The 16,686-nt window shown below is 61.8% G+C and carries 14 protein-coding genes; 8 read left to right on the forward strand and 6 right to left on the reverse strand.

What is annotated here, in order from left to right; all coding sequences use genetic code 11:
- Positions 1-227: 227 nt before the first annotated feature.
- Entirely contained in the window at positions 228-995 is a 768-nt protein-coding gene (locus tag AAEU42_RS07830) for a MerR family transcriptional regulator (protein ID WP_342232985.1), read from the forward strand.
- 39 nt (positions 996-1,034) lie between these two features.
- On the opposite strand, the gene AAEU42_RS07835 is transcribed toward AAEU42_RS07830, so the two are convergent.
- Both AAEU42_RS07835 and AAEU42_RS07840 read right to left on the reverse strand, forming a co-directional pair.
- Positions 1,035-1,463 carry a SufBD protein gene (locus tag AAEU42_RS07835; protein ID WP_342232986.1) on the reverse strand — a complete coding sequence of 143 codons (429 nt, stop codon included), beginning with the start codon at positions 1,461-1,463 and terminating at the stop codon, positions 1,035-1,037.
- A 15-nt stretch (positions 1,464-1,478) separates the two neighbouring features.
- Complete coding sequence (locus tag AAEU42_RS07840; RefSeq protein WP_342232987.1) at positions 1,479-2,648, reverse strand: M20 metallopeptidase family protein; 1,170 nt, start codon at positions 2,646-2,648, stop codon at positions 1,479-1,481.
- Positions 2,649-2,742: 94 nt separating this feature from the next.
- On the opposite strand from AAEU42_RS07840, the gene AAEU42_RS07845 reads away from it, so the two are divergent.
- The 5 genes from AAEU42_RS07845 to tsaD all read left to right on the forward strand — a co-directional run bounded on the left by AAEU42_RS07845 (position 2,743) and on the right by tsaD (position 8,954).
- Positions 2,743-4,101, forward strand: coding sequence for an MATE family efflux transporter (locus AAEU42_RS07845; RefSeq protein WP_342232988.1), 1,359 nt, complete (start codon positions 2,743-2,745; stop codon positions 4,099-4,101).
- A 129-nt stretch (positions 4,102-4,230) separates the two neighbouring features.
- A complete protein-coding gene (gene polA, locus AAEU42_RS07850) occupies positions 4,231-6,906 on the forward strand; it encodes a DNA polymerase I (RefSeq protein ID WP_342232989.1) in 2,676 nt (891 codons plus the stop codon).
- Positions 6,903-7,364 carry a ribosomal protein S18-alanine N-acetyltransferase gene (gene rimI / locus AAEU42_RS07855; RefSeq protein WP_342232990.1) on the forward strand — a complete coding sequence of 154 codons (462 nt, stop codon included), beginning with the start codon at positions 6,903-6,905 and terminating at the stop codon, positions 7,362-7,364. Before polA ends, rimI begins: the two co-directional genes overlap by 4 nt.
- Positions 7,365-7,419: 55 nt before the next feature.
- Positions 7,420-7,947 (forward strand): GNAT family N-acetyltransferase, encoded by a 528-nt coding sequence (locus AAEU42_RS07860; RefSeq protein ID WP_342232991.1) that lies wholly within the window; start codon positions 7,420-7,422, stop codon positions 7,945-7,947.
- A complete protein-coding gene (tsaD, locus tag AAEU42_RS07865; RefSeq protein WP_342232992.1) occupies positions 7,944-8,954 on the forward strand; it encodes a tRNA (adenosine(37)-N6)-threonylcarbamoyltransferase complex transferase subunit TsaD in 1,011 nt (336 codons plus the stop codon). The genes AAEU42_RS07860 and tsaD overlap by 4 nt, the downstream gene beginning before the upstream one ends.
- Before the next feature lie 56 nt (positions 8,955-9,010).
- Here tsaD and AAEU42_RS07870 read toward each other — a convergent pair whose 3' ends face one another.
- Together AAEU42_RS07870 and AAEU42_RS07875 are read right to left on the reverse strand one after the other, a co-directional pair.
- Positions 9,011-9,220 carry a hypothetical protein gene (locus tag AAEU42_RS07870; protein WP_342232993.1) on the reverse strand — a complete coding sequence of 70 codons (210 nt, stop codon included), beginning with the start codon at positions 9,218-9,220 and terminating at the stop codon, positions 9,011-9,013.
- A 136-nt stretch (positions 9,221-9,356) separates the two neighbouring features.
- Positions 9,357-11,051: a 2-isopropylmalate synthase gene (locus AAEU42_RS07875; RefSeq protein WP_342232994.1), complete on the reverse strand. Its 1,695-nt coding sequence runs from the start codon at positions 11,049-11,051 to the stop codon at positions 9,357-9,359.
- Between the two features lie 436 nt (positions 11,052-11,487).
- On the opposite strand from AAEU42_RS07875, the gene AAEU42_RS07880 reads away from it, so the two are divergent.
- Entirely contained in the window at positions 11,488-12,300 is an 813-nt protein-coding gene (locus AAEU42_RS07880; RefSeq protein WP_342232995.1) for a helix-turn-helix domain-containing protein, read from the forward strand.
- Between the two features lie 136 nt (positions 12,301-12,436).
- Here the strand turns inward: AAEU42_RS07880 and ppk1 are convergent, their stop codons facing one another.
- Together ppk1 and AAEU42_RS07890 are read right to left on the reverse strand one after the other, a co-directional pair.
- Positions 12,437-14,602: a polyphosphate kinase 1 gene (gene ppk1, locus AAEU42_RS07885; RefSeq protein WP_342232996.1), complete on the reverse strand. Its 2,166-nt coding sequence runs from the start codon at positions 14,600-14,602 to the stop codon at positions 12,437-12,439.
- Entirely contained in the window at positions 14,586-15,512 is a 927-nt protein-coding gene (locus AAEU42_RS07890) for a Ppx/GppA phosphatase family protein (protein WP_342232997.1), read from the reverse strand. Before AAEU42_RS07890 ends, ppk1 begins: the two co-directional genes overlap by 17 nt.
- A 218-nt stretch (positions 15,513-15,730) precedes the next feature.
- Between AAEU42_RS07890 and AAEU42_RS07895 the strand changes: the two genes are divergently transcribed.
- On the forward strand, positions 15,731-16,654 hold the full coding sequence (locus AAEU42_RS07895) for a magnesium transporter CorA family protein (protein WP_342232998.1): 924 nt from the start codon (positions 15,731-15,733) through the stop codon (positions 16,652-16,654).
- The last annotated feature ends 32 nt before the right edge of the window (positions 16,655-16,686 follow it).

Below are 16,686 nucleotides of genomic sequence, written 5' to 3' on the forward strand. Positions count from 1 at the left end.
AAAGAGACAGACATTCGTCTGTCTCTTTTTTATTTGAGAAACGTGACATAGGCTGTCAGTGTTTCTCGTGTAACATACAAACAGGGCCGGAAAAACCCGGCGAGGTCTTTCCGGCCTGTTTCGGGCAAAATCAGAGCATCAAAAAACAACGCTCAATGATTTGATTTTTTTCTTGACCTTTTCGTAACGGCAAGGAGTATGCTGGATCTTGTCAGGAGGGATGACCAATGGAATATACCGTAAAGGCGCTGGCGGACCTGTCCGGGATCACTGCCCGGACCCTGCGGTGGTACGACCATCTGGGGCTTTTGAAGCCGGGGCGGACGACCGGGGCGGGGTACCGGCTCTACGGACCGGCGGAGGTGGACCGGCTTCAGCAGATCTTGTTCTATCGGGAGCTGGGTCTGCGGCTGGAGGCCATCGGCGCCATTCTGGACGACCCGGGCTTCGACCGGCAGGCGGCTCTGGAGAGCCATCTGAGGGCCCTGGTGGAGCGTCGGGAACGTCTGGAAGATCTCATCCTGACAGTCGAACATACTCTGCGGGAAGCGAAAGGAGAAATCAGTATGAAAGACGAGGAAAAATTCCGCGCCTTCCAAAAGAAGGCTGTGGAGGAGAACGAGGCACGCTACGGAAAAGAGGTGCGGGCCAAGTACGGAGACCGGCCGGCCGACGAGGCCAATGAGGCCTTTCTGTCCATGGACCAGGCGGGACATGAGGCCTGGGAGGCCCTGGGGGAGGAGATCAAGTCCGCCCTGTCCGCCGCCGTCCAGGCGGGGGAGGACCCCGCCGGGGCGGAGGGACAGCGTATCGCCGCCCTCCATGGGAAATGGTTGTGTTTCGGCGGGCAGAGCTATGATCCCCGGCGCCACAGGGGGATCGCGGAGCTGTACGTGACCGACGAGCGGTTCACCGCCTATTACGACGGGGAAACGCCCGGCTGTGCCGCGTTTCTGCGGGACGCGGTGCTGGCTTATACAAAGACGGGCGGGTAAATCGGCGGCCCCCCTTCCGAAAAGGAAGGGGGGCCGTTTTTATATCTGCCGCAAGGCGTTGGTGATGTCCTTGAGGACGAGGGGCGCCATGCTGTCCGGGTAGGCGCTCAGATCGGCGTTTTCCAGCGCGGCCCGGATCCTGGGCGCCAGAGCGGGTTTATGCAGGGCCACCTGGGGCAGGGCTTGAATAAACTGCCGGGCGGTGATGGGCTTTGGATCGGAAATATGGGCCAGAAAACGGTCTATGGCCCCGTCCAGTTTGTTCTCCCGATCCCACCGGGCGTTGGCGCACAGCAGAAGGAGGCTTCTGGTGCGCAGATAGGAGCTGGCGTCGTCCATCATTTCCAGAAACCGGTCAAAATAGGTATAGACCGCGGGGGAGGAGTTGCTCTCCGCCTTCAGGGACAGAAGGGCCTGGTAGGCCAGCTTGGTGTCCTTACCGCAGAGCTGTTCCAGTAATTCTTCCATAGAGCTCATTTCCTTTCATGCCAGCCCGACCAGCGCCGATTGGGCCAGAAGGGCGGCGGCGATGGGCAGGGCCTCGTCATCAGTGGTGAATTGATCGCTGTGCCAGCAGGGCATCTCCTGACCGGGATAGCCGGAGCCCACCCAGTAAAAGAAGGAGGGGACGTCCCGGCCGAAGACGGCGAAGTCCTCGGAGCCCATGGCGGGCCTGGGCTGGACGATGTTCTCCGTCCCTACCACCGCCTCCGCCGCCCGGCGGGCCAGGGCGGTCATCTCTGGGCTGTTCCAGGTCACCGGCACCTCGGGGATCAGGTCAACGTGGGCGGTACAGCCGTAGGCGGCGGCAATTTGTCCGGCCAGAGCCCGGACCCGGCCCTCGGCCATGGCCTTTACCTCCTCCGAAAGGGCCCGGATGCTGCCCGTCATGGTCACCTGGTCGGGGGCAAAGTTCTCCGGGGAGCCGCCATGGATGGAGCACACGGCGCAGACAAGGCCCTCCAGCGGGTCGGCGTTGCGGCTGACGATGCTCTGGACCCCCTGGATGAAGGCCGCCGCCGGAACCAGGACGTCCACACATTTATGGGGGGAGCCGCCGTGGCCGGTCCTGCCGTGAAAAACCACTTTAAAGTTGGACTTGCCCGCCATAATGGGACCGGGGAGGACGGCGATCTGTCCCCGGGAAATTTCCGGGCGGTTGTGAAGGCCGAAAAGGAAATCTGGTTTACAGGGCAGCTTTTTCCACAGGCCGTGGCGGATCATGGCCGCCGCCCCCTGGGTAAATTCCTCGGCGGGCTGGAAGAGGAAAACCACGTCCCCTGCCAGTTCCGTCCGGTGGGCAGAGAGGAGCCGGGCGGCGCCGTAAAGGGCGGCGGTGTGGAAGTCGTGGCCGCAGGCGTGCATCCGGTTTGGGATCTGGGAAACGACGGCCTTGCCCGCAGGCTCCTGCTGTTCCAGAGCGTCGATGTCGGCCCGGAGGGCCACCGTCTTTCCCGGGCGGCCGCCCCGGAGGAGAGCTGTTACGCCGGTCTCCATGCCCAGGTCGATGAGCGCGAGGCCAAGAGGGGCCAAAAGCTCCTTGATCCGGGCGGTGGTGCGCCGCTCCTGGAAGCTTACCTCCGGATGGCGGTGGAGGTCGTCTTTCAGCGCTTTTAGTTCGGGAAATAAGTCTTGCGCCTCGGTGAGAAACATGGCTGGGCTCCTTTCAGGGGCTTGCCCCGGAGAGAGAAATTTTGTATAATACCTATCATACACGTTGGCATAAAAAACGCAAGGGGGCGGGCGGATGGAGAAGAATGATTTTTCCCAGGGAAAGGTCTCGGGGAACATCTTTTCCATGGCCCTGCCCATGACGGCGGCCCAGCTGATCAACATCCTGTACAACATTGTGGACCGGGTGTACCTGGGGCATCTGGAGGGGGTGGGGCGGCTGTCCATCACCGGGCTGGGCCTCTGCCTCCCAGTCATCTCCATTTTGATCGGCTTCGCCAATCTCTGCGGCATGGGCGGCGCGCCGCTGTGCTCCATCCACCGGGGCAGGGGGGAAAACAGCGAGGCGGAAAATGTGATGGGAAATTCCTTTACGCTTCTTCTATTCTTTGGGGTCTGTCTGACGGTGCTGTGTCTGCTGTTCAAAAGGCCCATCCTGTACCTCTTCGGGGCCAGCGACGCCACCTTTCCCTATGCGGACAACTATCTCACCATCTACCTGCTGGGCACGATCTTTGTGATGGTGGGGCTGGGGATGAACCCCTTTATCAACTCCCAGGGCTTTGGCCGGGTGGGCATGATGACGGTGGCTTTGGGGGCGGCGGTCAACCTGGTTTTGGACCCCGTTTTCATTTTTATCTTCCAGATGGGCGTCCGGGGGGCCGCCCTGGCCACGGTGATCTCCCAGGGGTGCTCCGCGGTGTGGGTCCTGGGGTTTTTGACGGGGCCGAAGGCCATCCTGCGCCTGAGAAAAAGCGCGCTGGCCCTTCGCTGGCAGCGGGTCCGGCGGATATTGGCCCTGGGCACCTCCGGTTTCGTTATGTCCCTTACAAACTCCCTGGTGCAGATTTTGTGCAACGCCACCCTCCAGCGGGTGGGGGGAGACCTATACGTGGGGGTGATGACCGTCATCAACTCGGTGCGGGAGGTCTTTACCATGCCGCTGACCGGCCTCACCAACGGCTGTCAGCCCGTGCTGGGCTATAACTACGGCGCCGGGCTCTACGGCCGGGTCCGGGAGGGGATTCGTTTCACCGCCATTTCCTCTTTGGGCTATTCCCTTGTGGTCTGGATCCTGGTTATGGCGGCACCCCAGGTGTTCATACACATCTTCAACAGTGAATCGGAGCTGCTGGAGGCGGGGATACCGGCCTTCCGCATCTACTTCGCCGCCTTTTTCTGTATGGCCTTCCAGTTCATCGGCCAGTCGGTATCGGTAGCCCTGAACCGGTCCAAAAGCGCCGTGTTTTTTTCCATGTTCCGCAAAGTGATGATCGTGGCGCCCCTGACCCTGCTCCTGCCCGGCATCGGCTGGGGCGTGGACGGGGTATTCTGGGCGGAACCAATCTCCAATGTGATCGGCGGGCTTGCCTGCTTCATTACCATGTGGCTGACGGTATACGTGCCCTTGGGGCGGATGAAAGACGGGATCTAAAGACGGAGAAGGGCGCCCCTTTTGACAGGGGGCGCCCTTCTTGTTTTAGCTTGCCCCAAATGGGGAAAGCTGGTATACTGTAATTTGAAATTTTATGTCCGGGCAACCCCGGAGGCAGGAGGCTTCCTAATGAAGCTTATGGTCATCGACGGCAACTCTATCATCAACCGGGCCTTTTACGGCATCCGGATGCTCACCACCCGGGACGGCACCCCCACCAACGCGGTCTACGGCTTTCTCAATATCCTGTTCAAGCTGCTGGACGAGGAGGCTCCGGAGGGCCTGTGTGTCACCTTTGACCGGAAGGCGCCCACCTTCCGCCATTTGGCCTACGAGGGCTATAAGGCCCAGCGCAAGGGGATGCCGGACGAGCTGGCGGCCCAGCTGCCCATCCTGAAGGACGTGCTCCATGCCATGAATATCCCCACCTACGAGCTGGACGGCTGGGAGGCCGACGACCTGATCGGCACCATCGCCGAGCTGGACGGTAAGGCCGGCTGGGAGACGGTGGTGGTCACCGGGGACAAAGACTCCCTCCAGCTGATCACCGAACAGACCACCGTCAAGCTGGTGACCACCCGTATGGGGCAGACCACCACCCGGGACATGACGTCGGAGGCCTTCCGGGCCGAATACGGGTTTGACCCCATCCATATCGTGGACCTGAAAGCCCTTATGGGGGATTCCTCCGACAATATCCCCGGCGTGAAGGGCATCGGGGAAAAGACCGCCATGGGGCTCATCCAGATGTACGGTTCCATAGCCCACCTCTACGACCATATGCCGGAGATCGTCACCGCCCCGGAGACCCCGGCCAAGCCGGGGGTGGTGAAGAAGCTGGAGGAGGGCCGGGAGATGGCCCGGATGTCCTATGACCTGGCCACCATCCACCGGGACGCCCCCATCGACTTCAAGCCGGAGGACGCCGCCCGGAAGCCGGTGGATGGCCCGGCCCTCTACGAGCTGTTCCTCAAGCTGGAGTTTTCCAAGCTCATCGACAAAATGGGGTTGACGGCCGGCGCCGGGACGCCATCCGGCGCGCCCTCCGCCTTTGAGGGACATCTGGAAAGGGAGATCGTTACCGACGCATCCCGGATGGAGGAGCTGCTGACCCTCTGGCGGGGGCTGGACCACGTGGCCCTGGTAGCCCTGCCCGGCCTGAACGGCGTCTGTGTGGCGTGGGGGAGTGGGAAGGCGGAGAGAGCCGCCCTCTTTTTCCCGGATCGGCTGGAGGGGTATAACGACTTTCTCCGGGCCCTGTTTTCCGCCGGGATCAGGAAGGTGTCCCACGGGGTCAAGGGACTCATGGGGGCGCTGCTGACGGAGGGCCTCTCCACCGAGGGCTTCGTCTTTGACACGGAGCTGGCCGCCTACCTGCTGGCCCCCACCGACGGGAGTTATGAGCTGGAAAAGCTGTCGGTGTCCTATTTCAACGTGGAGACCCCAAAGGCGAAGGCCTACCAGGACCCGGACGCCTTCGGTCCCCTGGCCGATCCCGCCGGGCCTATGGAGGCGCTGGTCAGCCACACGGCCCTTGTGGAGGCGCTCTATGGGGTGCTGTCCCAGCAGTTGGAGGAGATGGAGCTGGGCCGGGTCTGCTATGACGTAGAGCTTCCGCTCTGCCCGGTGCTGGCCGAGATGGAGCATACCGGCGTGCTGGTGGACCGGAAGGCCCTGGCCAAGTATGGAGAAATGCTGGATGAGCAGATCAGCCGGGACGAGGCGGCGATCTACGACCTGGCGGGGGAGACCTTCAACATCAATTCCACCCAGCAGCTTGGTCACATCCTCTTTGACAAGCTGGGCCTGCCGCCGGTGAAGAAGACCAAAACGGGATACTCCACCAATGCCGAGGTGCTGGAAAAGCTCCAGGGCCACCACCCCATCATCGACGCCATTCTGAGCTACCGCCAGTACACCAAGCTGAAGTCCACCTATGTGGACGGGCTGTCCAAGGTCATCGGCCCGGACGGGCGCATCCACACCTCTTTCCAGAACACGGTCACCGCCACGGGGCGGCTGTCCTCCACGGAGCCCAATCTCCAGAACATCCCGGTGCGCACCGAGCTGGGCGCCCAGCTGCGGTATATGTTCGTAGCGGCCCCCGGCCATATGCTGGTGGACGCCGACTACTCCCAGATCGAGCTGCGGCTGCTGGCCCACATCGCCGATGACAAGACCATGCAGGAGGCCTTCCTCAGTGGGGCGGACATCCACACCGCCACCGCCGCCCAGGTTTTTGGGGTCCCGCCGGAGCAGGTGAGCCATGAGATGCGCCGCCGGGCCAAGGCGGTGAATTTCGGGATCGTCTATGGTATCTCCGATTTCTCCCTGTCCCAGGACATCGGCGTGAGCCGGGGGGAGGCCAAGGAGTATATGGAACGCTATTTCGCCACCTTCCACGGTGTGCGGGAGTATATGGATCGGGTGGTGGCCCAGGCCAAGGAAAACGGCTACGTCTCCACCCTCATGGGCCGCCGCCGCTGGCTGCCCGAGCTGAAATCCTCCAATTTCAACCTGCGCTCCTTTGGGGAGCGGGTGGCCCTCAATATGCCCATCCAGGGTACCGCCGCCGATGTGATCAAGCTGGCCATGATACGGGTGTGGAAGGCTATGAAGGAGGCGGGCCTGGAGGCGAAGCTGGTCCTCCAGGTCCACGACGAGCTGATCGTGGAGTGCCCGGAGGGGGAGACGGAACAGGTGAAAGAACTGCTGACCCGGGAGATGGAGGGCGTGGTGGATTACGCCGTGCCCATGCGGGCCGACTCGGCTGCCGGGAAGAGCTGGGGGGAGGCGAAAGGATGAAAAACTATAAATTGGTCCCCATGGACCGCTCCCACCTTCACGAGATCGCCCAGATCGAGCGGGAGTGCTTCTCTACCCCCTGGTCGGAGCGGGCCCTGGAGGAGGAGCTGTTCAACCCCCTGGCCTCCTTTATCGTGGCCCAGCGGGCCGACGGGGCGGTGCTGGGCTATGCCGGGCTCCACGTGGTGGTGGACGAGGGCTATGTGGACAACATCGCTGTCCGGGAGGATTACCGGGGCCAGGGAATCGCCGACGATCTGCTGGATGTGTTCGTCCGCTTCGGCCGTTCCAAGTTGGCCTTCCTCACGCTGGAAGTGCGGGAGTCAAACACGCCCGCCATCCAGCTTTACATGAAGCACGGTTTTGCCCAGGTGGGCCGGAGAAAAGACTATTATCAGGCGCCCAAGGAGGACGCCCTCATCATGACATTGGAATTTCAGGAGGAGCCCCATGCGTGACACACAGTTCCGGCTGTTGAGCCCGGAGGAATTAGAGAGATTGTTTCATAGCCACATGAAGCGGGATTTTCCCCCCGATGAGCTGAAACCCCTGTCCCGCCTGCTGGAGCTGATGGCCCGGGGGGAGTATGAGCCTTACGGTCTGTTCCGGGAGGGGGAGCTGGCGGCCTACGCCCTCTACTGGAAGGCGGGGGAGGACCCCTACGTGATGCTGGATTATTTCGCGGTCCTGCCCGAGGGGCGGAACCAGGGAACGGGGAGTGAATTGCTGGGCCGGATGCTGGACCAGTTCTGCCAGGGAGGACACGGGGTCTTCGGCGAGGTGGAGATCCCCGACACGGGAGACGAGGAAGTCGACGCCCTCCGCCGCCGGAGGCTGGGCTTTTACCGGCGCGCGGGCCTTCGGGAGATGGGGTACCGCACCCAGGTATTCGGGGTCCCCTACATCGTCCTGGCCTATGGCCCGGACATTTCCGACGAGGCGCTGATGGTCACCCACCGGAAGCTCTACCACAGCGCTTTTCCGGACCACATTTATGAAAAACAGGTGTTCGTACCACTGGAAGCGGAGGCGGGCCTTTGAATATCCTGGCTTTTGAATCCACCTGTGACGAGACCGCGGCGGCGGTGGTGCGGGACGGCCGCACCGTCCTCTCCGATGCCATCGCCTCCCAGGTGGACATGCACACCCTCTACGGCGGTGTGGTGCCCGAGATCGCCTCCCGAAAGCACGTGGAGGCCATCGTGGGACTGGCGGACAAGGCTCTGGCCGACGCCGGGCTCACCCGGGCGGACATCGACGCCGTTGCGGTGAGTTACGCCCCCGGCCTGATCGGGGCGGTGCTGGTGGGGGTCAATTTCGCCAAGTCGGTGGCCCTGGCCCTGGATGTGCCCCTGATCCCGGTCCACCATATCCGGGGGCACATCGCCGCCAACTACATCGCCCACCCCGACCTGGAGCCTCCCTTTGTCTGCCTGTGCGTCTCCGGCGGCAATACTCTGATTGCCGATGTGCGGGACTACACCGATATGGAGATCATGGGGGCCACCCGTGACGACGCCGCGGGGGAGTGTTTCGACAAGGCCGCCCGGGTGCTGGGCATCGGATACCCCGGCGGGGGCCCCATGGACCGTCTGGCCCAGGGGGGGGACGACAAGCGGTATTCCCTGCCCCGCTCTCACGTGGAGGGGCATCCCCTGGATATGTCCTTCTCCGGGCTGAAGACCGCCGTGCTGAATCTGCTCCACAACGCTCAGCAAAAGGGGGAGGAGTTGGACGGCCCCGGCCTGGCCGCCTCTTTCCAGGCCGCTGTCAGCGACATCCTGGTGCCCAGGGCCATGGAGGCCGCCCGGCAGAAGGGCTACGGCAAGATCGCCGTGGCCGGCGGTGTGGGGGCCAACTCACGCATCCGGGCCGACCTAGAGCGGGCCTGTCGGAAATCGGGAGACAAACTCTTTCTGCCGCCCCTGTCTCTGTGCGGCGACAACGGGGCCATGATTGGCAGTCAGGGCTACTATGAGTATCTTGCGGGTCATACCGCCGGAAGCGATTTGAACGCTTACGCCACCCGGGATTTGGGCCTGGGCTGAACCAAGATGAAAAAGCCCCCGCCGTGGAATACCACGGCGGGGGCTTCGATTTGTTGTTACAAGCTTTGGAACCAGCCCTGCCAGCGATCCAGCAGGGAGACGGGGTACCCCTTCTGGCGGCGGAAACGTAACTCCGCCAACCGCTCTGCCCGGCTTCCCCGCCGCTCCTCCGCGGTGGGGAAGCCGCTGTCCGACCCGGCTACCTGCCAGGCCTCGCACTGACTGCTGACGGGAAGCTCGATCCCTCCGAAACGAACCGCATACATGGCTGATGCTCCTTTCCCTGTGGGCGGTCTGCCGACCTTTTTCTTCTGAAGTCAGTATACCCCAGGGAAAGCAAAAATGCAAGAAAAATTGCAAAAATGCAGGAGAATTTTTTGAACTTGCAAGTAATGCGTCAAATCAGCCCTGGTGACGGGCCTGCCAGGCCCGGTTGATGGCGGAGAGGATGCCACGGAGGGGGGCCAGATTGATGTTGTGATCCACACCAACGCCATAGACGTCCCGGCCGGCCTCGTCCCGGAGCTGGATGTAGGCCACGGCCATGGAGTCCGAGCCGTTGGAAACGGCGTGCTCCTTATAGTCCACAAAAGTGAAGCGGTCCATCTTCTGGCCGTGGATGGCGTTGAAGAAGGCGTCGATGGGGCCGTTGCCGGTCCCGGAGACCTCAAAGGTGGTATCGGTGTGGCGCAGGGTGCCGGTGAAGCGGACCCGGGAGACGCCCCGCTCGTCGGTGGCCTCCTCAAAGGAGTGCCGGAGGAGCTGGTAGGGGGCGGTGGCGTCGATGTAGTTTTCCCGGAAAAGCTCGAAGATGCGCTGGGGCTGCAGCTCGGTGCCCATCCGCTCGGTCTCGCGCTGGACGATGCGGCCGAACTCCGGGTGCATGGCCTTGGGCAGGTCGTAGCCGAAGCTCTGCTGCATGACAAAGGCGGCGCCGCCCTTGCCCGACTGGCTGTTGATGCGGATGATGGGCTCGTATTCCCGGCCCACGTCGGCGGGATCGATGGGGAGGTAGGGGATTTCCCAATACTCGCTGCCCTGCTCTCTCATGTACTGGGTGCCCTTGTTGATGGCGTCCTGGTGGGAGCCGGAGAAGGCGGTGAACACCAGCTCGCCCACATAGGGCTGGCGGGGGCCGATCTTCATTTTGGTGCAGCGCTCATACACGTCCCGGATGCGGTTGATATGGGAGAAGTCCAGCTCGGGGTCCACCCCCTGGGTGTAGAGGTTGAGGGCCAGGGTCACCATGTCCACGTTGCCGGTGCGCTCGCCGTTTCCGAAAAGGGTGGCCTCCACCCGCTCGGCGCCGGCCAGCAGGCTCAGCTCGGCGGTGGCCACGCCCTCGCCCCGGTCATTGTGGGGATGGAGGGAGATGATGGCCCGCTCCCGGCCGGGAAGCAGCTCGATGAAGGTCTCAATCTCGTCGGCGAAGTAGTTGGGCATACAGTTTTCCACGGTGGTGGGCAGGTTGAGGATGACCCTGTGGCCGGTGTCGGCGTGGAGGGCGTCCAGCACGGCGGCGCAGATCTCTGCGGCGGCCTCCATCTCGGTGCCCATGAAGGATTCGGGGGAGTACTCGTAGCGCAGGTCCATCCCGGCGGCGATGGCGCTCTGAGCCATTGTGTAGATCATCTCAGCGGCGTCCACGGCGATCTTTTTCACCCCCGCCACATCGGTGTGAAAGACCACCTTCCGCTGGAGGGTGGAGGTGGAGTTGTAGAAGTGAAAAATGACGTGCTTGGCACCCTCAATGGCCTCAAAGGTCTTTTCGATGAGGTGGGGCCTGGCTTGGACCAGGACCTGGATGGTCACGTCGTCGGGGATATGGCCGCCCTCGATCAGGGTGCGGCAGAACTCGTACTCCACCTCCGAGGCGGAGGGGAAGCCCACCTCGATCTCCTTCACGCCGATGTCCACCAGGGTGTGGAAATACTCCAGCTTCTCATCGATGTTCATCGGGTCGATCAGGGCCTGGTTGCCATCCCGCAGGTCCACGGAGCACCAGATGGGGGCTTGCTTCAGCTCCTTGTCCGGCCAGGCCCGGTGGGCCCGCTTGAGGGGGACAAAGGGGATGTACTTTTCAAAACCTTGCTTCATCTTACATTCCTCCTAATCTGTGTCGGGGAAAAGAAAAACGCCCCCGACCATCTCTGGTCAGGGGCGTGAATGACGCTGTACCACCCTGATTCAGCCGCCGGTTACCCATGCGGCCCTCATGGCCTCCAACAAGGCCGTGACCGGTAACGGGGTCAGACGGTCCAGCCTACTTCAGGTTCAGCCGAACAGCTCAGGGGCCAGTATCCGCCAAAGGATCGTCCACCGGCTCGCACCTTCCGCCGGCTCTCTGAGGAGATCCAAGGGCCTTCTTCCCATCATCGCTTTTGATGTATTTTAAATCCCTTTGCCCCGTTTGTCAAGCGGAAAGCGAGAAAATGGGGCCGCGCAACTGTTGGTTGCGGTTTTTCCAAGCGGTCTTGGTGGATTTTTTACGGGCTGTCCTTTATACTTTAGAGCAAAGGAAGGAGGCGCGTTTATGAGCCTTGGAACCACCATCAGCCGCCTGCGGGCGGGGAGAGGGCTCTCTCAGGAGGAATTGGCCAACGCCCTGGGGGTCTCCCGCCAGTCCGTTTCCAAGTGGGAGACCGACAGCTCCGTTCCTGAGCTGGACAAGCTGGTCAGGCTCAGTGATATGTTCGGCGTCAGCCTGGATCAACTGGTGCGGCAAGAGGGAAGCGGGCCCAAAGCGGGTCAGGGCGGGGAAGCGCCGTCGGCTGCTCCGGGCAGGCCCTATAAGACGGCCGGGATCGTTTTACTGTGCATGGGCTTTGTGTTGTTTTTGCTGTTTTCCCTGTTGGGGGCAGGCATCCTCGGCGGGCTGATTTGTGGGTCTCCCGCCCTGATCTGCGGGCTCATCTGCCTGACCGTCCGCCGGAGGGCGGGGCTGTGGTGCGGATGGGTGGTATACCTGCTGACGGACGCCTATTTCCGCTACGCCGCCGGGCTCAACTGGCGGCTCATCCGGGTCACGCTGATTTATGAGCCTCAGTGGAACTATGTCCGCCTGGCTATGGCCTGGGCGCAGTTTTTGGGGATGATCCTGCTGGTGGCCTGTACGGTGTTTTCCTTCCGTAAGTTTCGGCTGGAGCTGACAGGGAGGAAAAAGACACTTTTCTTCTGCGGCTGGGCGGTGCTGATTTGCTCCAGCGTTGTCGCCGCCCTTTGGCTGAAGGAGACAATGATGTACGCTTTCTTCCTCACCGCCTGGGACGACGTCCGGCTGGCGCTGCTGACTGCCCTGTTGACCGCCGCTTTCTGTGCCTGGAGGACCAAACGGGAAAAGACCTGAAGAAGGCCGGAGCTGGGATTTGACCCAGCTCCGGCCTTCTTTCTCTTAGCGTATCATATTCGTGCCCCCTCTGCCCGGCAGAACCGGGCAGAGGGGGCACGGTTGACGGTCACGCCGGAAAGGGGAGGGGCGACGTTCACCCATTGGTTTCCTCTTCCTGAGTTCCTCTGATGAGACGCAGGAAATGGGACCAAAATCCCTCTTTTTCGGGTACCTCCATGGGCACGGGTAACTGGGCTTCCGCCTGTTGCCGCAAAGCCTCCTCCATAAAGGCTGCCTGGGCGTCCACCGCGGGCTGGTCGGCCCGGCGGGGAACAGGCGACCAGGTCCCGTCGGGGCCGATGATCCGGGCCTTGACGTTATCCCGGCACAGCACCTCGATATAGTGGGCCAGCTGGCGGCGGATGCCCGGGTCCAAAACGGCGCAGGCCAGCTCCACCCGGCGCTGGGTGTTGCGGGTCATGAAGTCGGCCGAGCCCATATAGATTTTAGCGTCATCTCCCTTTCCGAAGACGAAGATGCGGGGATGCTCCAGAAAGCGGCCCACGATGGAAAACACCTTGATATGGTCGGTAAGGCCTGGAATGCCTGGGCGCAGGCAGCAGATGCCCCGGACGTTCATCAGGACGCGGACCCCGGCCTGGCTGGCCTGGGCCAGCTTGTCGATGAGGACCCGGTCGGTGATGGAGTTCATTTTGAGGAAGATGAAGCCCTCTCCGCCCTTGGCGATCTCCCGGTCGATGAGCTCCAGCAGGGCGGGGCGCAGGCTGTGGGGGGCGACCAGAAGGGTCTCATACCGCCCCTCCAGATTGGAGATGGACAAGTCCTGGAAAAAGGCGGCGGCGTCCGCACCGATGGCTGGACTGGCCGTCATGAGACAGAAGTCGGTATACAGCTTGGCGGTCTTTTCGTTGTAATTGCCGGTGCCGATCTGGGTGATGTACTGCACCTGGTTCCGGTCCCGGCGGGTGATGAGGCAGACCTTGGAGTGGACCTTGTAGCCCTCAAAGCCGTAAATGAGGGTGCATCCGGCCTCCTCCAGACGCTCGGCCCACTGGATGTTGTTCTGCTCGTCGAACCGGGCTCGGAGCTCCATGAGAACGGTGACGTCCTTGCCGTTCTCCGCCGCGGCGGCCAGGTATTCCACCAGCTTGGTTTTGGAGGCCAGGCGGTAAATGGTGATTTTGATGGACACCACGTCGGGATCTACGGCCGCCTCCTTGACCAGGCGGAGAAAGGGCTCCATGGAGTGGTACGGATAGAAGAGAAGGGCGTCCCGCCGGATGATCTGGGGGATCATCTTTTGCCCCTTCACAAGCCCGGCGGGCCAGCAGGGGGAGAAGGGAGGATAGAGGAGGGCATCAGCGCTTTCTTTGGGGAGCTTGGATTCCAGGGCAAAGACATAGTCCAAAGCCAGAGGGGCTTTGGAGCGGAATACCCGCTCTTCTTCCAGGCCCAGCCGCTCCCGGAGGCAGGAGAGGGTGCCGTGGTCCAGCTCCCCCTGATACTCCAGCCGGACAGGGGAGAGGCGGGCCCGCTTTTTCAGCACCTTCTTCATGTGCTGGCGGAAATCCTCCTCCGCCTCACTGTCCTCGTCCTCGGGGGAGATGTCGCCGTTGCGGGTGACCGAGATAACGGCGCGGGAGCCGACAGTGTAGCTCTCAAACAGCGCATGGGCCCGGGAGAGGACGATCTGTTCGATCAGAATGTAGCGAAGGCCCTGTTCTCCCAGTACCAGGAAGGGGGGCAGATTTTTGGGGATGGGGACCAGCCCCAGATAATCCCGTCCCTCCCGCTTGAGGGCGAGGGCGATGTTGAGCTGCTTGGTGGGCAGGTGGGGAAAGGGATGGTGGGGGTCCACCACCTGGGGGGAGAGGACGGGAGCAACGAAGTCCCTGAAATAACGCTCCACCTGGCGCCGCTCCTTGCTGTCCAGCTCGTTGAACTCCAGATTGCAGATATTGCAGCTGCGCAGCCGGGTCTCCAGATCGGCGAAGAGTTTGTCCCGGCGGCGGTAGAGGGGCTGGACCGCCTGGATGATGGCCTGTAGCTCCTGGGCGGGGGTCAGGCCGCTTTTGTTGTCCCTGTGGGGCTCTTTGATGAGGGCCATGTCCCCGATGCTGCCCACCCGGATCATAAAAAATTCATCCAGGTTGCTGGTGAAGATGGCGGCAAACTTCAGCCGCTCGAAAAGGGGGACCGCCTCGTCCCAGGCCTCCTCCATCACGCGCTCGTCAAATTTCAGCCAGGAGAGCTCCCGGTCCTGGGTATATCGGGTGTCGATCTCATCCGGTCTGGACATGGGGCGCCTCCTTTCCCATCACGTATTTCAGCAGGTAGCCCTCCCGGACGCCCTGGGGGCAGACCGATACGGTTTCCGCCCCATAACACTTGATGACGGAATTGAGGATGATCAGGCCGGGCAGAATGGTGTGTACCCGGTCGGGGGCGGAGCGCAAAATCTGGCGCAGGGTGCCCTTGTCGCCCTTTTTCAGCAGGCGGTAGAGGTCCCGGACCTCCTGGGCCGTGATGGGCATTCCGGGCCGGGGGCCGTTCAGGTCGGCGCACAGCTTCCCCACGGCCCGGATGGTGCCGCCCACGCCCTGGATGTGGCGACAGGGGGGCTCCCCGGTGCCGGCCCGCTCCAGCTCCTCCCGCACATATTGGCGGATGGCCTTGGACTCCTCCAACGTGGGGAAGAGGCCGGAGACAAATTTGGTGTACAGGGTAAGAGAGCCCATGGGAAGGCTGCGTCCGGAGCGGATGACGCCCTTTTCATAGACCACCAGCTCCGTGGAGCCGCCGCCGATGTCGGCCAGCAGACCGCTCTCCCCGGAGCCGGGGACCCCGTGGAGGGCCCCTTGATAAGAGAGGGCGGCCTCCTCGGCGCCGGTGACCACCACAACGGATACCCCCGTGGCGGAGCGGATGGCGTCCAGGGCTTCTTCCGTGTTGGAGATATTGCGCAGGGAGGCGGTGGCGAAGGCGTGAAACTCATGGATGCCCAGGTTTTCCAAGATGGAGCGGAACCCGGCCAGGACCTTGCAGGCCACCTGGATACCCTCCGCCGACAGGGCCCCCTCCTTCACATAGCCCGCCAGGCCAGCCATCTCTTTCTTGTTCAGCAAGGGCTTAAAGGTGTTCTCGTCATATTGGTAAATAGAAAGACGCATGGTGTTGGAACCAACGTCGGCGATGCCGCAAGTGGCCATAGAAGGGCCCTCCTTGTTGAGAAAAAGAATTTCCATTATTGTATGCCACTCCGGGGGAAAAAACAATGAACTTTGCGTAGACTTTACGAAAAATCCACACTTTCCCCACCTTGCAATCGGGCGGTGGGTCACTTATAATAATATCCATAAAATAAGTCAAACCACAAAGCGGTCCATGGACGCCGCAAGGACGGAAAGACGAGAAGGAGGCGGAGGCTATGCTCTCCATCCGCACGACGGTAGGCGGGAAGATGACCGCTCTGGAGGAGATACAAGAGGGGTGCTGGGTCAATCTGACCTGCCCCACAGAGGCGGAGCTGGAGCGGGTCTCCCAGACCCTCGGCATCGACCAGACCTTCCTGCGGGCGGCACTGGACGAGGAGGAGACCTCCCGGATCGACACCGAGGAGGGACAGACCTTGGTCATCATCGACCTGCCCTCCGCCGAGGAGACGGAGCCGGTGCTCTACTCCACCCTGCCCCTCGGCATCATCGTCACCGAGAACCATATCGTCACGGTCTGCACCAAGGAGACCTCCATTCTGCGGGATTTTGAGAATGGGACCGTGAAGCAGGCGGAGACCCAGAAAAAGACCAGCTTCATCTTTCACATCCTGCTCCAGGTGGCCAAGCGATTCCTGTTTTACCTGCGGAAGATCGACAAGCTCTATAACAGTATGGAGCGTCAGCTGTATAAATCCCAGCGCAATAAGGAGCTGATCCAGCTTTTGGACCTGGAGAAATCCCTGGTCTACTTCAATACTTCTTTGAAAGCCAATGAAGTGACCCTGGAGAAGATCCTCCGGGGGCGGATCCTGACCCTCTATGAGGAGGACCAGGACCTGCTGGAGGATGTGCTGATCGAGGTGCGCCAGGCCATTGAGATGACGAACATCTACTCCTCCATTATTTCCGGTATGATGGACGCCTTTGCCAGCGTGATTTCCAACAACCTGAACGTCATTATGAAGGTGCTGACCTCCATCACCATCCTGCTCACCATCCCCAATATCATCTTTGGGTTTTACGGCATGAATGTGATGAACCTGCCGCTGGACCACTTCTGGTGGGCCCCTCTGGCCATTGCGGCCGTGGTCGTGGTGGTGGCCGGCGTGATCCTGAAGCTGCGCGACCTGTTTTAAAAAAGCCCTCCGGCTTTTGGCCGGAGGGCTTT

The organism is Pseudoflavonifractor phocaeensis, from assembly GCF_038439875.1.
In the GTDB taxonomy this organism is placed as follows: domain Bacteria; phylum Bacillota; class Clostridia; order Oscillospirales; family Oscillospiraceae; genus Vermiculatibacterium.